Origin of the sequence: Leifsonia psychrotolerans, from assembly GCF_013410665.1 — a bacterium.
Taxonomy (GTDB): domain Bacteria; phylum Actinomycetota; class Actinomycetes; order Actinomycetales; family Microbacteriaceae; genus Cryobacterium; species Cryobacterium psychrotolerans_A.
In genome coordinates, this window is sequence record NZ_JACCFM010000001.1 from 2796822 (window position 1) to 2814799 (window position 17978).

Annotated in this window: 21 protein-coding genes and 1 tRNA gene; 4 read left to right on the plus strand and 18 right to left on the minus strand. The window is 64.9% G+C overall.

The features are described 5' to 3' along the window. Positions 1–2: 2 nt before the first annotated feature. The 7 genes from HNR05_RS12835 to HNR05_RS12865 all read right to left on the minus strand — a co-directional run bounded on the left by HNR05_RS12835 (position 3) and on the right by HNR05_RS12865 (position 6484). Positions 3–422 (minus strand): hypothetical protein, encoded by a 420-nt coding sequence (locus HNR05_RS12835; RefSeq protein ID WP_179579505.1) that lies wholly within the window; start codon positions 420–422, stop codon positions 3–5. 2 nt (positions 423–424) lie between these two features. Then, positions 425–799 (minus strand): hypothetical protein, encoded by a 375-nt coding sequence (locus tag HNR05_RS12840; protein WP_179579506.1) that lies wholly within the window; start codon positions 797–799, stop codon positions 425–427. Beyond that, on the minus strand, positions 799–1419 hold the full coding sequence (locus tag HNR05_RS12845; RefSeq protein WP_179579507.1) for a hypothetical protein: 621 nt from the start codon (positions 1417–1419) through the stop codon (positions 799–801). Before HNR05_RS12845 ends, HNR05_RS12840 begins: the two co-directional genes overlap by 1 nt. 35 nt (positions 1420–1454) lie before the next feature. Next, complete coding sequence (locus tag HNR05_RS12850; protein ID WP_179579508.1) at positions 1455–3158, minus strand: hypothetical protein; 1704 nt, start codon at positions 3156–3158, stop codon at positions 1455–1457. Between the two features lie 3 nt (positions 3159–3161). Continuing rightward, the gene (locus HNR05_RS12855) at positions 3162–4250 is read right to left on the minus strand and encodes a phage portal protein (protein WP_179579509.1); all 1089 of its coding nucleotides are present in this window, start codon (positions 4248–4250) and stop codon (positions 3162–3164) included. A gap of 213 nt (positions 4251–4463) precedes the next feature. Then, positions 4464–6203: a hypothetical protein gene (locus HNR05_RS12860; protein WP_218868891.1), complete on the minus strand. Its 1740-nt coding sequence runs from the start codon at positions 6201–6203 to the stop codon at positions 4464–4466. Beyond that, positions 6197–6484, minus strand: coding sequence for an HNH endonuclease (locus tag HNR05_RS12865; protein ID WP_179579511.1), 288 nt, complete (start codon positions 6482–6484; stop codon positions 6197–6199). The genes HNR05_RS12860 and HNR05_RS12865 overlap by 7 nt, the downstream gene beginning before the upstream one ends. 26 nt (positions 6485–6510) lie before the next feature. Between HNR05_RS12865 and HNR05_RS12870 the strand changes: the two genes are divergently transcribed. After that, the gene (locus HNR05_RS12870; RefSeq protein WP_179579512.1) at positions 6511–6732 is read left to right on the plus strand and encodes a hypothetical protein; all 222 of its coding nucleotides are present in this window, start codon (positions 6511–6513) and stop codon (positions 6730–6732) included. Between the two features lie 35 nt (positions 6733–6767). Here the strand turns inward: HNR05_RS12870 and HNR05_RS12875 are convergent, their stop codons facing one another. From HNR05_RS12875 to HNR05_RS12890, 4 genes are read right to left on the minus strand one after another with little or no spacing between them, the layout of a single operon-like run. Further along, on the minus strand, positions 6768–7025 hold the full coding sequence (locus HNR05_RS12875; protein ID WP_179579513.1) for a hypothetical protein: 258 nt from the start codon (positions 7023–7025) through the stop codon (positions 6768–6770). Continuing rightward, entirely contained in the window at positions 7022–7294 is a 273-nt protein-coding gene (locus HNR05_RS12880) for a hypothetical protein (RefSeq protein ID WP_179579514.1), read from the minus strand. Before HNR05_RS12880 ends, HNR05_RS12875 begins: the two co-directional genes overlap by 4 nt. A 44-nt stretch (positions 7295–7338) precedes the next feature. Beyond that, the gene (locus tag HNR05_RS12885; protein ID WP_179579515.1) at positions 7339–8001 is read right to left on the minus strand and encodes a hypothetical protein; all 663 of its coding nucleotides are present in this window, start codon (positions 7999–8001) and stop codon (positions 7339–7341) included. Continuing rightward, positions 7998–8153, minus strand: a complete 156-nt coding sequence (locus tag HNR05_RS12890) for a hypothetical protein (RefSeq protein WP_179579516.1) — start codon at positions 8151–8153, stop codon at positions 7998–8000. The genes HNR05_RS12885 and HNR05_RS12890 overlap by 4 nt, the downstream gene beginning before the upstream one ends. 86 nt (positions 8154–8239) lie before the next feature. Between HNR05_RS12890 and HNR05_RS12895 the strand changes: the two genes are divergently transcribed. Then, positions 8240–8533 carry a helix-turn-helix domain-containing protein gene (locus HNR05_RS12895; RefSeq protein ID WP_179579517.1) on the plus strand — a complete coding sequence of 98 codons (294 nt, stop codon included), beginning with the start codon at positions 8240–8242 and terminating at the stop codon, positions 8531–8533. Here HNR05_RS12895 and HNR05_RS12900 read toward each other — a convergent pair. Together HNR05_RS12900 and HNR05_RS12905 are read right to left on the minus strand one after the other, a co-directional pair. Beyond that, a tRNA-Arg gene (locus HNR05_RS12900) sits at positions 8499–8571 on the minus strand. The genes HNR05_RS12895 and HNR05_RS12900 overlap by 35 nt on opposite strands. Before the next feature lie 247 nt (positions 8572–8818). Further along, complete coding sequence (locus HNR05_RS12905) at positions 8819–10210, minus strand: MFS transporter (RefSeq protein WP_179579518.1); 1392 nt, start codon at positions 10208–10210, stop codon at positions 8819–8821. Positions 10211–10424: 214 nt separating this feature from the next. On the opposite strand from HNR05_RS12905, the gene HNR05_RS12910 reads away from it, so the two are divergent. Then, the gene (locus HNR05_RS12910) at positions 10425–12146 is read left to right on the plus strand and encodes a carboxylesterase/lipase family protein (protein ID WP_179579519.1); all 1722 of its coding nucleotides are present in this window, start codon (positions 10425–10427) and stop codon (positions 12144–12146) included. A gap of 180 nt (positions 12147–12326) precedes the next feature. Here the strand turns inward: HNR05_RS12910 and HNR05_RS12915 are convergent, their stop codons facing one another. Then, positions 12327–12806 carry an SRPBCC family protein gene (locus HNR05_RS12915; RefSeq protein ID WP_179579520.1) on the minus strand — a complete coding sequence of 160 codons (480 nt, stop codon included), beginning with the start codon at positions 12804–12806 and terminating at the stop codon, positions 12327–12329. Positions 12807–12959: 153 nt separating this feature from the next. On the opposite strand from HNR05_RS12915, the gene HNR05_RS12920 reads away from it, so the two are divergent. After that, positions 12960–13376, plus strand: coding sequence for a VOC family protein (locus tag HNR05_RS12920; protein WP_179579521.1), 417 nt, complete (start codon positions 12960–12962; stop codon positions 13374–13376). A 258-nt stretch (positions 13377–13634) separates the two neighbouring features. Here the strand turns inward: HNR05_RS12920 and HNR05_RS12925 are convergent, their stop codons facing one another. The 4 genes from HNR05_RS12925 to HNR05_RS12940 form a co-directional block, all read right to left on the minus strand. Continuing rightward, positions 13635–14720, minus strand: coding sequence for a hypothetical protein (locus HNR05_RS12925; RefSeq protein WP_179579522.1), 1086 nt, complete (start codon positions 14718–14720; stop codon positions 13635–13637). Positions 14721–14952: 232 nt separating this feature from the next. Then, entirely contained in the window at positions 14953–16863 is a 1911-nt protein-coding gene (locus HNR05_RS12930) for a YVTN family beta-propeller repeat protein (RefSeq protein WP_179579523.1), read from the minus strand. Further along, entirely contained in the window at positions 16860–17357 is a 498-nt protein-coding gene (locus HNR05_RS12935) for a hypothetical protein (RefSeq protein WP_179579524.1), read from the minus strand. Before HNR05_RS12935 ends, HNR05_RS12930 begins: the two co-directional genes overlap by 4 nt. Then, a complete protein-coding gene (locus tag HNR05_RS12940) occupies positions 17354–17965 on the minus strand; it encodes a hypothetical protein (RefSeq protein ID WP_218868892.1) in 612 nt (203 codons plus the stop codon). The genes HNR05_RS12935 and HNR05_RS12940 overlap by 4 nt, the downstream gene beginning before the upstream one ends. Positions 17966–17978 lie beyond the last annotated feature (13 nt).

Below are 17978 nucleotides of genomic sequence, written 5' to 3' on the forward strand. Positions count from 1 at the left end.
GGTTACGGGGTGACTGCGCCGGCGGTGTATACCGGCTTGCCCTGCACGCCCAGCGACACGGTGGCGGTGCCGAACTCGTCGATCGCCCCGCCGATCGCACCGGGCGTGATGATCACTGTCACGGTGAACTTCGGGCCGGAGCCCAGCGGCGAGAACTCGACCTCCTTGGTCGCACCCTCGTTGTTGAGAAGGTAGATGCTAAGCGAGTTGGGGGTCTCCCAATCCTGCGCGTAGGCGAGGTCGGCCACCCATGTTGGGGTGGTGGCGTCGGTGAATACGGCGGCCGGCGTTCCGCCCTTCCACGTCTGGATCGACGACGACGGGGTGAGAGCGACCGACGACACGTGCGCCTCGTAGGAGTCGGCTCCGATCTTGAGCAGGTAGTTCTTGAAGACGCGAGGCTTCACGGCGATAGCGGGCATGATTACTCCTTGATTGGGTCGGGGGTGGAAGTGAGAGTGAGGGTGATGTCGTACGCGAGGCTGTCGCCGTCGAGTACTTTCGCGGCACTCGACCACGGAATTCCGGCCCGGTCGAGTGCGTGGATCAGCATGTTTACCTGGTCGTCGAGCTCGTCCTCCGCTCGAGCAGGATCAGTCAGTGCCGACGTGATCGTGACGATGAACTCGATGTCGTGCGCGCCTTGCGGGGCGGCCGGCGTGCGGACGATGCGCAGCTGCTTGAGCGTCACTTTCGTCACGGTCAGCACGTCCGTTGTCGTCTGGTGCTCGACGATCTTCCATGTGCGCGGCAGCAGCGGCTTCAGCAGCGCGGCGAGGTCCTTGCGCGGGGCGGTCATCAGGCGATCACCGGCCGGGGGTTCTGCGGGCGCAGCACCTGTTTGATCATCCAGTCCAGCGGGAACGGGCGCAGAACGAAGGTGTCGTCGCCCATGCCGCCGGAGGCCGGGTCGACCTTCCCCGCGTTCCACAGGTTGCGGGCCTGCATGATCTGCGCGCGGAGGTAGCTCAGCGGCGGCCGCTGCCCCGTAGCGAGGGCGGGCGCGTACGCGCACACCTGCTGTCGTGCCGACCACAGAAGCTCGTACAGCCAGGCGTCGTAGCCGGGTGCGTCCCGCCAGTCGTCGCGGGCGGTGTCGAGGGTGTGCCACCCGTCCTCGACATCGACGACGAGGCGCACGGCGGGGATACGCTCGCGCACGTTGGTGGTCGTGTGGGTTGCGGTCAGGCGTAGCGCGTAGATGCCGGCTACGTCGAACGGGCTGGACCCGGGCCACTCGATGACGATGGTCTCGCCGCTGATGCTGCCGAGGAACCCGGGCGTAACCACGGGCACCCCGGCAGGGTCGAACAGTTGCGCGTCGATCTCGTTGAACGGGGTGAGATCGATGGGTTCCTCATTGCGGGCAGGCTCGATCACGAGATCCTGCGCGGGAACATCCCCGACGTAGTAGCCCATGTCGAACCTGCCTTTCGTGAGTGGGTGGGTGGTGGTTACGCTGCGGCTTCGCCGACGAGGACGACGGCCTCGGGGCGGACGATGAGCGTCTGCAGGTAGCCGTGCAGGGCACGGTCGACGCCACCCTTGGCGAGTTCGAGCGCGTCGATCTGGATCGGCGTGCTGCTGACTTCGTCGAACTCGATCGCGTTCTGTGCGCCGACGATCGCGGCCGGCTTGTTGGCCTTGATGCCGGTGAAGAACGCGTCGGGTGCGGATACGACGCTGACCTTGCCGTCGGCGGTGCCCTCGCCGTCGGTGTTGAAGTCGAGGCTGATGAACTCGGGGATCAGGTCCTTCGGTGTGTAGAGCAGCTGGTCCATCGCGGTCTCGTTGACGATCGCGTACGACGGGATGTCGTTGGCGCGTTTGACCGTGAGGATGCCCTGGATGACCTGGCCGATCGACGCGTTGTACTGCGCCGGGTAGGCGCTCGGCGCGATCGGTGCACCGGCCGTGGTGACGATGTCGGCCAGGGCCTTCTGGTCGGACCAGGTGGCGTAGTCCTCGACGATCAGACGGATGAACGCCTCGACGACTTCTGTGCCGCCGGGCAGGTCGTAGAATTCGCGGGCGATGTCGGCCGCGAATGCGAACCGGCGCAGCGTCGACTCGATCGTCTTGGTGTAACCGGTGCCGGATGTGACGGCGGATTTGTTGCCGTTCCAGGTGTTGCCGAGGGTTGTCTTGGGGTCGGCCTCGGTGCCTCGGAAGATTTTGAAGCCCTTCTTGCCGGCCGCGTTGATCTCGGTGCCGAGCTTGCCGAGGTTGATGTAGCGGCGCTCGTAGGTCTTGCCCTGCCAGACCTGGCCGAGCCAGTTGTTCTGAAGGACACCGGCGGCGGGAAGCGCACCGGCTCCACTGATCGTGATGTCGCTGAGCGCGGCGAGCAGCGTGTGCGCTGCTGCCGACGGTGCAACGCTCTTGAGCGACGCGACGGCCGCGTAGATCGCGCCGAGGTCGTGCTTCGGCTTGGTGATGATGGTGCCGGCCTTTGCGGCGTTGAGCGTGTTTGGCAGTGTCACGGTGGGGTCCTCTTCCTGGGTTGCTGCGGGTTCTTCGATCACGGTGGTTTCCGTGATCGTGGTGGTGTCACCGTCGACGGTGGTCGTGCGGGTTGTGGTGCGGGATCGGGTGACGCCGTTCTCGTCGGTGTACTCGTCGGTGAACTTCTCTTCGGTCACGACTGGCTCACTTGAAGCTGCGGGGTCTTGCTCGACGGCGGGGTCTTCCACTACGTTGAGCTCGCCGACATCGGCGGCCATCAGCGTCGACGAGGGGAAGGCGCCGGCGGGCACGATCGCGCCGCCGTGGATGACGCCCTTGATGGCCTCGCCGTCTTTAATCACGATGCCGTCGACCTCGATCGAGAGCTTGCGCGGTGCGGCCGGGTCGTTCGCGTCGTACTGGGCGAGCAGGGCATTACCCTCGGGGGTGTCTTCCACCCGCCAGGTGCCGAAGATTCCTTCATCGGTGTCCTGCGCGAACAGAGCACGTGCAACCGGCTTCATCGCGTCGTGGCCCAGGTTGAGGTTTAGAAATGACTTGATATCGGCCGGCATTGCGAACGCGCCGCGCTTGACCTTGATCCGCCCCAGGTTGGTACGTCCGACCTCGCCGTACTTGAGCAGCAGCCCGTTCAGCGTGCGGTCTTGAAGATTGGCCGCGAGCGTCCCGGCCATCATCTGTACTTTGGTCATTTTCTAGTCCTCCTGGATTGGGCCGGTTGGTGTCGGCAGGTTGTACGCCTCGTACTTGTCGAACCGCACCCGCTGGCCGCTCGTGACGATGTCGTCCATCGACAGGCGCGCCTCGATCGGGTCGGTCCAGAACGGCAGGTCGAATTCGTAGAACGAGTTCTTCTCGCCGTCCTTCGTGGTGTAGGTCAGCGAGTCGATGCCGCTCGTGCCGTCGAGCATCGATGCACGCACGTTCAGGAATGACCCGACATCGGTGCGGATCGCGTTGCGGCCCTCGGTCATCAGGTCGGCTTTCACTTCGCCGTACGTCTTGATCTCGATCGAGGGCGGGGTCGAGCCGATCGCGCCGTTCTCTGATGTGCGGGCTTTGGCCCATGCCGCGACGAATTCGGTGACTTCTTCATCGGTGAGCTGGTCGTCGATACGGTGCAGGTCGATGAGTGGAACGGGGTTCTTGGCCCGGCCGACCCATGCGGCCTCCTGGTCGACGGCTCCGGTGACGGTGCGTTGGCCTACCTGCAACAGGCCTTCGAATGGCGAGTTGAACAGGATCACCGCATCCTCGGGCATCGGTTCTCCATCGACGATGACTTGGCCGCCGACGATCGACCAGAGGTGCCTCGGGCACCATTCCGCGTCGAGGATCGCTCCGCGTCCGCTGCTGTCCTTGGCACCGCGCTTAGCCAGCCAGAGCGAGACGCCGTAGAAGACCATGTCGTCAACCGTCCACGCCATCCGCTCATACGGGGTGACGGCCGAGTTTGTGCGGTACAGGAACGGCGGCTGGTTCTGAATCAGTCCCTTGGTGTCGAGGGCGCGCAGCGGGAACTTGGCGATTGTTGAGACGAGCAGGTTGCGGGCCTTGGAGACGGCCGGCACGCTGATCGCGATCTCACGGCTGAGCGGGAGCTTGGCGGCCGCGTCATCACTGAACAGGTCGGTGATGATCGCGGCCGGGATGTCGATGCGGGGCGAGTACGGGGACGTGACGCCCAGTGACTGCGCGCTCGTCAGCAAGTCGTGCTTGCTGCGGCCGAGGCCTAGACGATCAAGAATTCCCATGTCGAAGAGCTTCGATGCCGTGTTCGACATTCGTGGTCTCGACGGCGTGTCGGGCCCGGAATACACTCGCTGCTTTCGACGCCTGCGTGGACTCAGGGTGCACGTTTCTTTCGTGCCGACACGCGGCCTCGTGGGCCTCCTCCACCGTCCAAGCGAAGGCGCGCCAGTGGCCGCAGTCCTCGCAGTAGACGACGACGGAGGTGTGTGATTTGTCGAGCTTGATTGCCATTGGTGCGAGGTCCCCTAGTCGGCCATGATCGGTTTGCTACTGCCGGACTTAACGGCGAAATACTGGTCCCAGTTGCGCAGCGCCCGGGTGCCCGCGTCGAGGCAGGTGATGTCGGGCAGCACGTTGTCTTCGCCGGAGCGTTTCGGAGTCCAGAGCCATACGCCTTGGTCGCCGCGCACCTCGCGCTTGGCCGCGTTGTCGACAGCCGAGTTCAGGCCCGCGTCGTCGAAGTGCACGAGGTTGTGGCGGCCGAGCTCACGGAGTACTTGCACGCATCCGGCAGCGATCTCCCGGTACGTCTGGACGCGCATCCTCGGCTTCGGGGTGAGCATCTGCATCTCGGTTGCGGTGGCCTTGCCTTCGCCAATGTCGTCGTAAGCGATCGTCGAACCGCGGTACTTCTTCGTGAGCTCCTGCGCCCGCTTCGGTATCCAGTCGGTGCCGGAGCGGTGCTCGATGATCTCGATGTACGCTTTGCCGCGCTGGTTGCGCCACGCGGCCGCGATCGCTGCGGTTCCGCCGCCGGGCTTGATAGCCATGCCGAACGCGACGCGTGCGGGAATGGGCACGTGTCGGCCGGCTGTTGCCTCGGCCCAGAGTGCCGGGTCGATCGCACGCGTGCCGAACGTCTCGGGCCACAGGCTCAGGTACTCCCGCGCCCACTTCGGCAGCGCGAGCTCGTGCCAGTTCTTGCGCATCTTCTCCATCGTCGTGAGCGTGCCGATGCCGGGGTGGTGCTGCGCGATCAACGCCATTGCGCGCTCTTCGTCCTCGATGACTTCCCAGGGTGTGTCTTCGGGCGCGCAGTAGTCGAGGCCGCCGACGTACGGGCTGCCCTCGCGCAGCTTCTCGAGGTACTCCCAGAGCACGCCGACACGGGCCTCCCCCGCCGTGCCTGAGATGACGATCGCGGAGTCTTCCTTGGTGTCTTGCAGCGGCACGATGCCCGCGAGCAGGTCCTCGCCCGCGACGGGGTCGATCTCCTGCGCCTCGTCGATCCACGACACGTCGGCCGCCTCGCCTCGGTACGCGTCGGCCTCGGGCTTGAGCACGAGCAGCTGCGACCCGTTGTCGAAGTAGATGCCCTTACCGACCTCGCCGCGCATGATGCGGAACCCGCGCCCGGTCGGCTCGTCATCGGCCGGCGGCAGCAGGTCCTCACCGAACAGGGCGACGGCACGCTTGTGCGCCTTGGTCTGCTGCTTCGGCCGGCCTCGCATCCACGGCGGCAAGTCGAGGTCCTCGGCAGGGTTCACCCGGTCGAGTGTGCCGCCCCACTCACGCAGACGACGGGAGCCGGCTACACCGTTCTGCGCTGAGAACGTTGCCTGGTAGCCGGGCCGGCTCTTCATCCGACCGAGCAGCCACATGAAGATCGTTGTCGTCTTCGAGGCTCGGCGCGGGATCTCGATCACGTAGCTGTCGTACTTCGCGTTGAGCGTGTCGGCGATGCGAAGCTGCTGCGGTTGCAACGGCCACCGGCGCGGCGTCATCGCCTTGAGCCGTGCGAGCTCGTCGGCATCGTCGAGGTCGACAAGCTCCATCCCGTACAGCCGTGCACCCGCGAGGAACTCCCGGCGAAGCTCGGGATCATCCGAGTACCTCCCGGCGAAGTCTGGGCGAATCCCCCGGTCCCGCGTGGTTTCCCACAAATAGAGAGAGAAATCCTTGCTGCCCCCAGGCGGAGGTACGGGAGAACTCTCAAAAGGCTCGTCGAACTGCGTCGGAACGCTCGCGGGCGCGGTCATCACCATGCGCGTCGGCCCTTCGCGGCTCGACGTGCGCTGTTGGTGACGGCCGCGCCCATCTTGCCGCCGCCCGTGAGGTTGCATCGGGCGTGAGCAGGGCCACAGTTCGCGAGGGTCGTGCGTCCACCCTGCGACGCGGCCTGGATGTGGGCGACGTGCCACGCCTGACCGCGCTCGACGAGGCGACCGCACCCCTCGATGCAGGGCAGAGGCAGCCTCGCCTCGATCGCTGCCCTGATCTTGGGCGACGCGGTCGTGTGCTTCGTGCGCCGGTGGTGCTGGCTCATCGGGTCACCGCCGATAGGCTGCGGGGATGGTAACTACTGGCACGCTGTGGCTCATGCTCGTTGTCTCGATCGTGTCGGGGGGTGTCGGCCTGTGGATCGCGTACGCGGTAGTCAAGGCCGCGGTGCTCGCTGCGCTGCGTGAGCACACCATGACGAGCACCTCGGCGGTCTCCATCACGTCGAGCGTGCCGCTTCTCACGAGCCACGTCGACCAGGTATCCGGCACCGAACACGGCAGCAACGGGTAGCACGAACCAGATCGGCAACGCTTCGGCTGGGTTGGTCATGAGTTCCTCCATGTCGAGGTGGCGAGGCACGGTTCGGCCTCGGCGAGCAGTTGCGCGAACGTGTTGTGGTCGAGGGCGTGTGCGCCTTCGGTGGAGACGATCAGGTCGGCGAGTATGCCGCGTGCACGGTGTCGAGCTCGTGGCGTGATGATCGCGACGACCTCGATGTCGAGAATGTGCTGGGCGCGGCCTCGCTCCACCCACTTGCGCCCCTCGGGGAGGGTGGCGGCGATGACGATCGCGCGGGGCTTCATGCGGACACCCGGGCGACTGCAGCGTCACCGGCGTCGAGCCATGCTCGGGCGGTGTCGATGTCCCAGTGACCGCATGTCACGAGCGACGCGGCCGAGATGGTCTGTGCTGCGGCGAACTTGAGCAGCGCTCGGTCTGAGCGGTGCACGCTGAGGTTGTCGGCAGTGTCGAACATGCGCTTCGCGAGGTCGTGCAGTGCGGTGTGCATCGAGACTGTTGACCATTCGGGGCGGGTCTTCGGGGTCGTGACGTACGCGTGTTTCGGTGCCATGTCGTTGCTCCATTCGGCAGCTTTGGTCTTGGAGTTGGGCGCGCTCATGCGCTAGCCGCGTAGGTGGGTGAGGGCCGTCCGCAGAAGGCGCAGTAGTGGCCGTCAGGTGTCGGCTCGTGAGCGCGCAGGCCGGTACCGCATCCGAGCCATTCGGCAGACGCGTCAGCGCCCCGGAGGGAGCCGCCGGAGGCGTCCATGTTGGCCTCGTGCGCAACGGTGGCTGAGTCGTTAAGTCTTAGTCTTTTAGTGTTCTTAACTTGTGTTCTTATAGGCGTTGGATTATCCAATGCGGTGCGCGTTGGATAATCCAATGCGGTGGCCGAGTTATCCACAGGCGTTTCGGTAACCGTTGTTGGATAATCCAATGCGGTGAACAGTGCCAGATTCCCGGTGTCGAACGGGTCGGTAATCTCCCACGATGTGCCCTCGAATTTGCCGCCCTTGCCCTGCAACCCGACCCGCTTGAGGTAGCCCACGAGCTCGAGCTCGTTCGTTGCTGCGCGCACCGCGTCTATGCCCTCTTTGGGCGAGGTCGAGGCGATGTCCTTGAGCGTGACCTTGAACCCGATGTCGTGCGACATGAGCATGCCGAGAAGGCCGCGTGCACGGAACGACAGTCGCTCGTCGCGCACCCAGGTGTTCGGGAGCTGGACGAAGTTGCGCTCGAAGCGCAGCGGCTTACGGATCAGCTGCGGTTCGAGGTTCAACGCGATACCTCGGGCTCGAACAGGTAGTACCCGTTGCCGAGGGTGAATGCGGGAGTGAGCGTGCCGCGCTTGACAGCTGCGAGGATGGCCTGACGTGACACTCCGCGGGCTGCAGCCACCTGCGTGGTGGTCAGTAGTTGCTCTGTGGTCATATGGCCACACTAGGGGTGAATTACACTGTTGTCATTCGACACGCGGGCACTTGTTGCCAATCGAACACATGTGTCATCATTGCCACATGACAATGATGATGACGGCGATAGTGCCGACTTTCACGCTGGCCGACAGGCTGCGTAAGGCTCGTGAGATCACGGGCCTCGATCAGGGCGAGTTCGCCGAACGTGCGGGTTTCTCACGCACGACGGTGGTCAACTACGAGCACGGGCACCGTGCGCCGCGCACGCTCTACATCCGCGCATGGGCCGAGGCTGCGGGCGTTGACCTTGAATGGCTGGAAACAGGAAAGGCCCCGTCCGAAGACGAGGCCTTTGCTACTGTGCGCCCGGAGGGATTCGAACCCCCAACCTTCTGATCCGTAGTCAGATGCTCTATCCGTTGAGCTACGGGCGCAGTATTACTTCTTCACGTTGAACGCTCGGAGGCAACTTGAAAACTATATCAGCTATCCGGGGCCCTTCGTGTCATGCCCGGGCGACGGGCCTGCCATGCCGCAGTATTTCCGTGCTTTTCAGCGCCGTTCTCCCCGCATATTTACGTCCTCACCAGGCCCGTTGGTGGCCGCGCGTGGGGACCCATTCGGCCGAGACGCGGCGGCCGGGCAGCGGTGACATCCCCGAGCCCTGGCGTGTCTGACCCGTCAGCCCGGCTCGCCAACGGCGGGCAGAGCACCTCCGGTATCCGTCACCGGTGACGCCGCGCGGATGCCCAGCCACGAAACGAGCGCGCCGGCAAACATGAGCGCGGCGGCCAGAACCATCACCCGCTGGAATCCGGCCACGTCGAGCAGGTCGCCCGTCACCGTGCCGACGAGAGCGATCGCGATGAGCCCGGCAACCCGGGCGACGGCGTTATTGATGGCCGAGCCGATGCCAGCCTGCTCGGGGTGGATCGCACCGAGCACGGCCGCCGTCAGAGGGGCGACGGTGATCGCCAGGCCCAGGCCCAGCAAGACGGTGCCCGGCACGACATGCAGCCAGAAGTCGATCGGCGGTTGGGCGGTGAGCAGCCAGAGAAAGCCGCAGCCGGCCACGATCGGACCCACGGTCATGAACAGACGCGCCCCGTATTTACCGGCGAGCGTGCCGAAAAGTGTCGCGAACAGCAGCATCATGATCGTCGACGGGATGCCGGCCAGGCCAGCGGCGGTCGCCGAGAACTTGCCGACCTCCTGCAGGTAGATCGAAACCATGAAGAAGCCCAGGCTGAGGGCGGCGTAGATGCCGACGGTCGCCAGGTTGCCCGCCCAGAAGTTGCGCACCCGAAACAGGCTGAGCGGCATCATGGGGTGCGGGGTGCGACTCTCCCACCAGAGGAACGTGGCGAATGCGATCAGTCCCAGCACCAGCGGCAGGAACACCACCGGGCTCCCCCCGCCATATCGGCCCTGTTCGATCAGCGCGAAGACCGGCCCCCCGAGGCCGAGCGCGGCGAGAACCGCGCCGAGCACGTCGATGCGCGCGGCGGGCAGCGTGCGGGCCGGCTCCGTGACGCGCATCAGAAGCACCAGGGTGACCGCGATCGGCAACACGTTGATCGCAAACACATACCGCCAACTCAAGGTGTCGACCAGGATGCCGCCGAGCAGCGGCCCGGCGATGCCCGCGATGCCGGTCAGCCCGGTCCACAGGCCGATCGCCTTGCCCTGCGCCACCCCCTGAAAATTGGAGGTGATCAGCGCCAGCGAACTCGGCACGAGCAGGGCCGCGGCGACGCCCTGCAGAATACGGGCGATCACCAAGATGACGCCGGTGGGTGAGAACGCACAGGCGAGCGACATGATTCCGAACCAGATCAGGCCCGCGCGAAGCACCCGCACCCGACCGAGCGTGTCCGAGAGGGAGCCCGCCACAAGGATCAGGGCGCCGAGCGAGAGCAGGTACCCGTCGACGACCCACTGTTGCAGCGGCAACCCGCCACCCAGCTCACGGCCGATGGCCGGCAGGGCGACGTTGATGATGGATCCGTCGAGGAATGCGACGAACGACGAGAGGATGGCGACGGACAGCACTCGCCGCTGCAGGGGGTTCACGCGGCCAGTTAACTCCGGTCGGGCACGGGACAGAAGAGTTCGACACAAATCGTGCGTCTCGGGCGGGACGCGACTCCCGCGGATCGGGACGGCGGTGACGTGCGCCGTCCCATCCGCTCGAACATCTAGCGAGCCGCCTGCGCCAGTGCTTGACTTGCCTGATGGACGTCTTCACCCTCGCCTCACGACCCGAGAGCACCCCGGGAGCGCGCTGATGGCAATCCCCGAGGTCGTGGCGGTTTCGGCGAACGCACCCGGGCGGCACCGCCTCGACGTGCGGGTGAGCGGCGGCATTGCGCGCGGGGTGCACGAGGGCCAGATTTTGGCCTGGCGTGGCATTCCCTACGCCGCTCCACCCACCGGAGTGCTACGGTTTCGCGCCCCGCAGCCGGTGCTGCCGTGGGAGGGCGTGCGCGATGCGTCCCGCTATGGGAACGTTGCCCCGCAGCCCTACCGCGGCCAATTCAAGGGTGCCAACCCGCGCGTACCGTCCGGTGAAGACTGCCTCACCCTCAACGTGATGACTGCGGCCGTGCCCGCCCGAAAACGGCTGGGTCTGCCCGTCATGGTCTACATTCATGGCGGCGGCTACAGCACGGGTTCGTCCCACGACTACTCGGGTCAGGGAACGGGCTTCGTCATCACCGGACGCGTGGTCTATGTCAGCTTCAACTATCGTCTCGGCGCGCTCGGCTACCTCGACTTCAGCCGATATTCAACGCCGGAGCGTCCGATCGAGAGCAACCTCGGGCTGCGCGATCAGGTGGCCGCACTGGAGTGGGTGCAGCGCAACATCCGTGCGTTTGGGGGCGATCCACACAACGTGACGGTGTTCGGGGAGTCTGCGGGCGGCAACGCCGTGACCACCCTGATGGCCACGCCGGCCGCGAAAGGCCTGTTCGCCCGGGCGATCGCCCAGTCGGCGCCCGCCAATGCCGTCTACCTCCCGGCTCTCACCGCGAGCTGGGCCGAAGAGTTCGTCGAGCTGCTGCGCACGGATGGTGCGGAGGGAGCGGAGGATGCGGACGGTGCGGTGCACGCTGCGGGTCGCGAACCACGCAGCGACGTGGCTCGGGGCGGGGTGCTGGTCGCCTCGGCTGCACGAATGCGGAGCGTGGTTCCGCGCAGGTCCCACAGCGGGGCATCCGACACCGATGCTACTGCTCGCGGCAGCTCCCCCGCCGAGCTTCTCACCACCGCAGGTGTGTCGCGCCTCACTGCCGCCGCGCTCAAACTGCAGACCAGTGTGCCCGACGAGTACCCGGGAACGTTCTGTCTGGCCCCGGTCGTCGACGGTGATTTTTTACCCGAACGGCCCCTGCTCGCCTTCGCCGCCGGGCGGGCGCACCGCGTGCCGCTGATCCTCGGCACGAACGAGCGCGAGGGTTCGGCTTTTCGCGGACGCGTGGAGATTTTGCCGTCGTCGCCCTCGCGCATCCGTGCGCTGTTCGAGCGGGCGCCCACGACCGCACGCGCGGCGATGCGCGACGCCTACCCCGGGTTGCCGCATTCCCGGCCGGCCGCCGATTTCGCCGGCGACTCGGCGTTCTGGTTTCCCACGCTCAAGGCCGGCGACTTTCATTCGCGGTATGCGCCGGTGCATGCCTACCGCTTCGATCTGGCTCCGCGGCTCATGCGCATCCTCGGCTACGACGCGACGCACGGCATCGAAATGCTGGCCCTCTTCGACCGCTCAGACACCGCGGCCGGTCGCACGCTCACCTCGCTCGGCGGCCGTGAGTCATTCCTGCAAGCCGGCGAACGGATGCGCCACGCCTGGATTCGCTTCGTCGTCGACGGCACCGTCGAGGCGGGCTGGCCCGCCTACACCGAGACGAACCGGCTGACCTTGATCATCGACGAGATCGACCGGGTCGAGTCCGATCCCCGGGGAGAGCGCCGCCGGGCCTGGGAGTCGTTCCTGCCGGAGTTTTGACCTCATCCGCCAAACCCATTTTTTAGAACGGCTCTGGAACGGATATGGAACGGCTATTGGACGGCCATGGAACGGATGCGGTCGGGTCGCCGACGAGTCGCCGACGGGCACCCCCGGCAAATACCCAATGCAACCCGCAACGACCACCCGGACAAGTCCGACAGCCCAAGTCCGCGGCGGTCAGTCGCGGACGACGACCTCGGCCAACGTGTCGAAGAAGCCCAACCAGCCCTGACGGGCGCCGTCGTACTGCTCCTCGGTCAAGGTATTTCCGCCCTGGGTGAAGGTCATCTCGGTCATTCCATCGAGATCGTCGAACGAGACGGTTACGACCTCGACCGCTTCCTCGTCGGTCTGGTCCGTCAGGGTGAAGACCAGGCGCTTGGGCGGATCGACCTCGCGATAAGTGCCCGTCCAGGGAATTTCGCGACGATCGGGCCCGGCGAACATGGTGGCGCTCCAGGTGCCGCCGGGGCGCACGTCCATCGATATCGTTTCGACGGGGATCTCCGCGGCGCGCGATCCAAACCATTCGGCAAACTGTGCCGGTTCGATCCAGGCTGCAAAGACACGCTCGCACGGGGCCGAGAGGATGCGGGTGATGGTAATTCCGGGCTGCACGGCATCCGCTGCCGCAGTGCTGGGAGGGTTTTCCGACATTGGTGGCGCCTTTCTCGAGGAACACAGAAGACCGTTGTGGCGATCCTATCTGTCGGCCCCGACTGAGCGGCGGAACGGCCCTTCACCGATGGCCCGCAATCGGCTACGACGTCAGTAGTGTGGACTCGACTTCTATGCCCCGATAGCGTTGAAGTGAAAGTGGAGGAACCCATGCCCGTATTTGGCACCCCATCCCACATCGACCTGTCGGTCTCCGACGCCGAGGCCAGCGCAACCTGGTATTGCGAGGTGCTGGGCCTGAAGCGCGTACGACGCGTCGATTTTGATAACCGCGTGATGATCGTGTTGGCGCACGAGGCGACCGGGCTGGTCATCGGGCTCAACCAGCACACGGTCGTGCCGGTTACCCGATTTGATGACCGGAACGTGGGGCTGGACCACATCGGATTCAGCGTCTCCGAGCGCGCAGATCTGGATGCCTGGGACGAGTTGCTCACACGTTTGAATGTCGTGCATTCCCCGGCCGAAGACACCGCCAATGGCGCCGCACTGGTGTTCCGTGATCCCGACAACATCCAACTTGAATTCTGGTGGACTCGTCATGGCTGATCAGGCTGGCAACGGCCACTAAGCAACGGCCGATAAACGACTCACGACACGCAACGGCCCAAGCCCGCGGCGGGCACCTCCGAGACACACGAGCCAAACCATTCGGCGAACTGCGCCGGCTCGAGCCAGGCGGCACACACGCGTTCACGCGTGGACTCGATGATGCGAGTGATCTCGATCCCGAGTGATGACCTCGCGGGCCTGCGCCGCGGCATCCGCTCCCCCGACCGCTCCGGAGGGTGCCCCAGTTCGCTGCGCCTACCGGCCGTCGATGATGGACATAAAGCCTGCAAAAGCGAAGAGTCCCGGTACGGCGTAGAGAAAGGTGAGTCCGACGAACCAGCCGATGCCGAACACAGCTGACCACACGCCTGTCCTGCGGTCGCGGATAGTGAGTCGGCCTTCTGGCCCGATGAGCGGTGGTGGCGCGATCCACGTGATCTCGGGGCGCTCGCGCTCGGCGGTGAGCTTGGCGAGAACTCGGGGAATCTCCTGGCCCGGTACGCGTTCGTCGAGGTACCGACGGGCTTTTGCGATGATACGTGGCGCCACGTTCGTGAGAAGTGCGTGAACGGAATTCCACGGTTCCGACGTGGAGAAGTCCGCCGGTCGGGGCGTGAAGAAGACCAGAGTGTGATCGATGATCTCGACGTTGTAGCCAGCGGCATCATCAATGAGCGCCGCCATCAGGTCGGGAGTGAGCACATACAGTGCCTCCATGCGGTAATCGAGCGGCGAATACACCTGGAACGACTGATCGAAATTCCCCTCTAACGACAACTTCTGATCTCGGACGAGCCCCACCGGCAGGTTGCTGCTGAGACGACCGGTGGACGTGGCATCCAAAATGAGGTGCGGTAAAGGCGCCGGCAGCGTGACGGCAACATAGTGCCACTCACCCGAGCGGCGAGAGTGAGAACTGAGGGTGCCGAACTCGACACCGGGCGCGACAAATCGAGGGTACTCGCGGATGCCGCTGGTCCCGGCGGTCATGATCGAGGTGAACGTCGCGGCCGGGCTGGGGTGCGATTCGAATCCGTTGGCGAGGGCGGTCAGAGTCTGCCGCCAGTCATTCAAGCGCGCTCCAGGAGATCGCGGCTTGGCCGCCCATTGGCGCAGCAGATACGCACCACAGAGCCAAACAACGAAAACGGCCAGAGCGACGAGAAGCCCGCCAACGTCAGACGCAGTGACCTGACCGTCCTGGTAGGAGTCGACTTTGATGCCGAAGGTCATGAGGATGATGCAGAGGTACCACAGCATCACGCATTGGTTCACGTGCACAAGCACCTGCCGCTTCGTCGGCACCCAGGTCGGCCGTGAATCGCGTCGCAGAGTCGCCATCGCGGCCGCTACCTCGTGTTCTGGAGCCTGCAGCCACCGCACATCCACGATCAGTGACCCGTTCGAGCAGTCGAACGGCGCTGCGCGACCGCAGCACGCTCCATAACAACAACAACACGTGCGTGACGGTAACTCATGTTCATTCCTGGTTCAGTGCGCGGGGTGGCTGTGACGGCGCTCGCTGCGGACCGGTGGGCCACCGGGCCTGAAATTGCCTTCCGCCGTGTCGAGGCTACGTTGCGGCCGTGATGATCGTGTAGGGCAAAGCTGCTCGGCCGTACTCCCCGGTCCCGGTGATCGTGAACGTGACCGGACCGGCTGTCGTCGGGGTTCCAGAGATCACCCCGGTAGCAGCATCCAGGCTCAATCCAGCTGGCAGCGCACCGGTAGTGACCGCGAATGACGTCACATTCGCCGCCGGAATAGTGAACGAATATGTAACACCCACGGTTGCCACGGGTGCAACACCGGCGGTCATTACCGGCACAGCAATCACCGACACCGTGTACGAACTCTCATTGGCGACGTAGACACGGGTTCCATCGGGCGACACCGCGACCCCGACTGGCCTGAGGCCGACCGGTATCGTCATCACAACCGTATTTGTGGCCGAATCAATCACCGACACCGTATTTGAATTGGAGTTGGCGACGTAGACTCGCGTCCCATCTGGCGACAATGCCACCGCGTCGGGGTTGCTCCCAACCGGAATGTTCGCAATCACAGAATTTGTGACCGCATTAATCACCGTCAACGTATTAGCAGCACCAGTGGTGACGTAGACGCGCTTCCCGTCTGGTGATACCGCCACCGCGTCCGGCGTCGCCGCAACTGCGATGGTCGCCGACACAGTATTCGAAGCCGTAGCAATCACCGACACCGTATTAGAACTCGCATTGGTGACATAGACGTGTGCGCCGTCCGGCGACACCGCAACCGCGTCCGGCGTCACTCCCACCGAGATCGTCGCCGTCACCGTGTTCGTCACCGTGTCTATCACTGAGACCGACGCCGAGCGGCTGTTTGCGACGTAAACGTGTTTTCCATCCGGCGTCATCGACAACCCGTACGGGTATTGGTCCCCGACACCGGTCCCGACCGTAATGGACTTCACAATTGTATTCGTGGCGACATTAACCACGATCACCGCATTGACGTAGGGTCTGGTGACGTAAAGGAGCTTCCCATCCGGCGACAGTGCCAGCTCGTACGGGTTGCCGCCGACGTTAAGCGCCGACACAGCATTCGTGGCCGTATCAATCACGGACACGGTACCCACACTGAAGTCGGCCACGTAAACGTGTTTCCCATCCGGTGACGCCACGACCCCCACCGGGGATGTGCTGACCGTAATGGCGGGTGGGACCGGTGGCGGACCGCCTGCTGCGTGTACGGTAATCGCGGTTGTGCTGCACGCGCTCGTACTGGCGGTGTTGTAGGCGTCGCTGGGCGTGTAAGCGGCCTGCCAGTGATAGGTGCCAACGGTTGGTTTCAGTGAACCGTTGGCCGAACCGCCGGTGATCGCCTGGTCTGGGGTGGTGAAGTTGGCGGGACCGGAACAGTCAGCGTTGGCGTAAAGCCTGAACGTGGCGTTTCCGGCCGGGGCGCCGTAGCCGGAGTTTCCGGTGACCGTGGCTTTCGCCGTGAAACTGTCCCCCACACTGCCGGTTGTCGGCGTGATGGAGCCAAGGGTGGTGGTGGTGAATTGTCTGCTGGTCGTCGCGGTAGTCGTCGCCATTGCGGCCCAGTTGTGCAGAGATGCGGAGAGCCCCCAGGTGTAGGTGGTGTTCGGGGTCAAACCGGATGGCGCACAGGAGGTCGCTGCCGGGGCCGGGTTTGCCGCGCAGCCAGCCAAAACCCCTGGTGTCTGGGTCAGCAGATAACCCGTCGGTGTGAACGGCTGCGTCCAGGACAATTCAGCCATCGTGGGAGCCAACGTGTCTGAAGAAAGCACCGGCGCTGCAAGGGTCCCTGCTGCAGCGTGTGCAGAGTTTCCGGTCGAGCTCGCCGTCCAGAATGCGAAAGCGCTGCCTGCGGGGATCAGAAGCACCCCGGAGAGGGCAAGACTGATTCCGGCGACCGTCACCAGGCGAGCCCGCCGACCGCGCCGGCGGTTTTTCACTGCTCCGCTCACAGCGCTCATTGCACGACCTGAACGGTTATCGGGATCTGGAAGCTCGCGCCCTGACACCCGGCAGCAGACGTCGTGCTCATCGACGCGGCACCGGGCACGTGCACGACCTGGGTTGCCTCGCCAGCCACCGAAATATTCAGGCCCGTCACGACGGGCACGCTCACGCCGGAATTACCCACCGGGGCCGGCCAGCCCGAGTCGGAGCTGCACCCCGTTCCACCGGTGACATTCACCGGGCCGCCCTGCGCAATACCGACAATGGTCACTGGACCCGGATTGGGGTTGGCCACTGTCAGGACGAGATCACCGGTCCCGCCGGGGAATAGTGCAGACGAGGGCGAGCCCGTCGTGGCTGACTGAATTGCCAACGGGAGCAGCGTTGCCGTCGCGCCGGTTCCGGTCCCCGTGCCGCTGCTGGAAAAGAAGGCGACGGCGGGCGCTGCGATCCCGCCGACGGCCGCTACGCAGACAATCAGCAGCACGAGTGCGGTGCGCCGTCTCACGATTTCAACCCCGTCCGGCGACGGTTCGTACCGCTCACCATCATCCCGAGACCCACCATGACGATACCGATCAACAGGGCGCCGGTCAGTTTGGCGGCTCCCGTCGCGGCCAATCCGTCACCCTGCTGCGATTCGCTGCCGGAGGCGGTGCCATCGAACACGAAATGCAGCACCGTCTGCTTACAGTTGTCCTGATTTGTTGCAGTGTTCTCCAATCGGATCGGCAGGCCCGGGCTCTCGGCCCAACCACCGGCCGTCACCGGCAATAACCCGGTAAACGTGGGCAGCGACAGGTTCTCGGCCGAGCATCCTGACGGTGGCTGCGGGAACGTCGAGTCCAAACTCATCGTGATCGTGCGAACCGTGATCGGCTGGGTCGAGGTGTTATGGACTCGGAACAATAAGCAGCGCGTCACTCCCGGGACCAGTGTTGCCGCGGACGCCGAACACCGACTCTTCTTGCCCGCACCGTCAACGAATTCGCGTATCTCACTTTCGACCACAAACGCAGGCTCGACGACGGATGTCGCGGCATACCCCGGAGCAGCACTCAGCGTGAGGGCACCGGTGACCAGAAATGCGGCTCCAATAGCCCGTTGCACTCGCATCACCGCGGTTCAC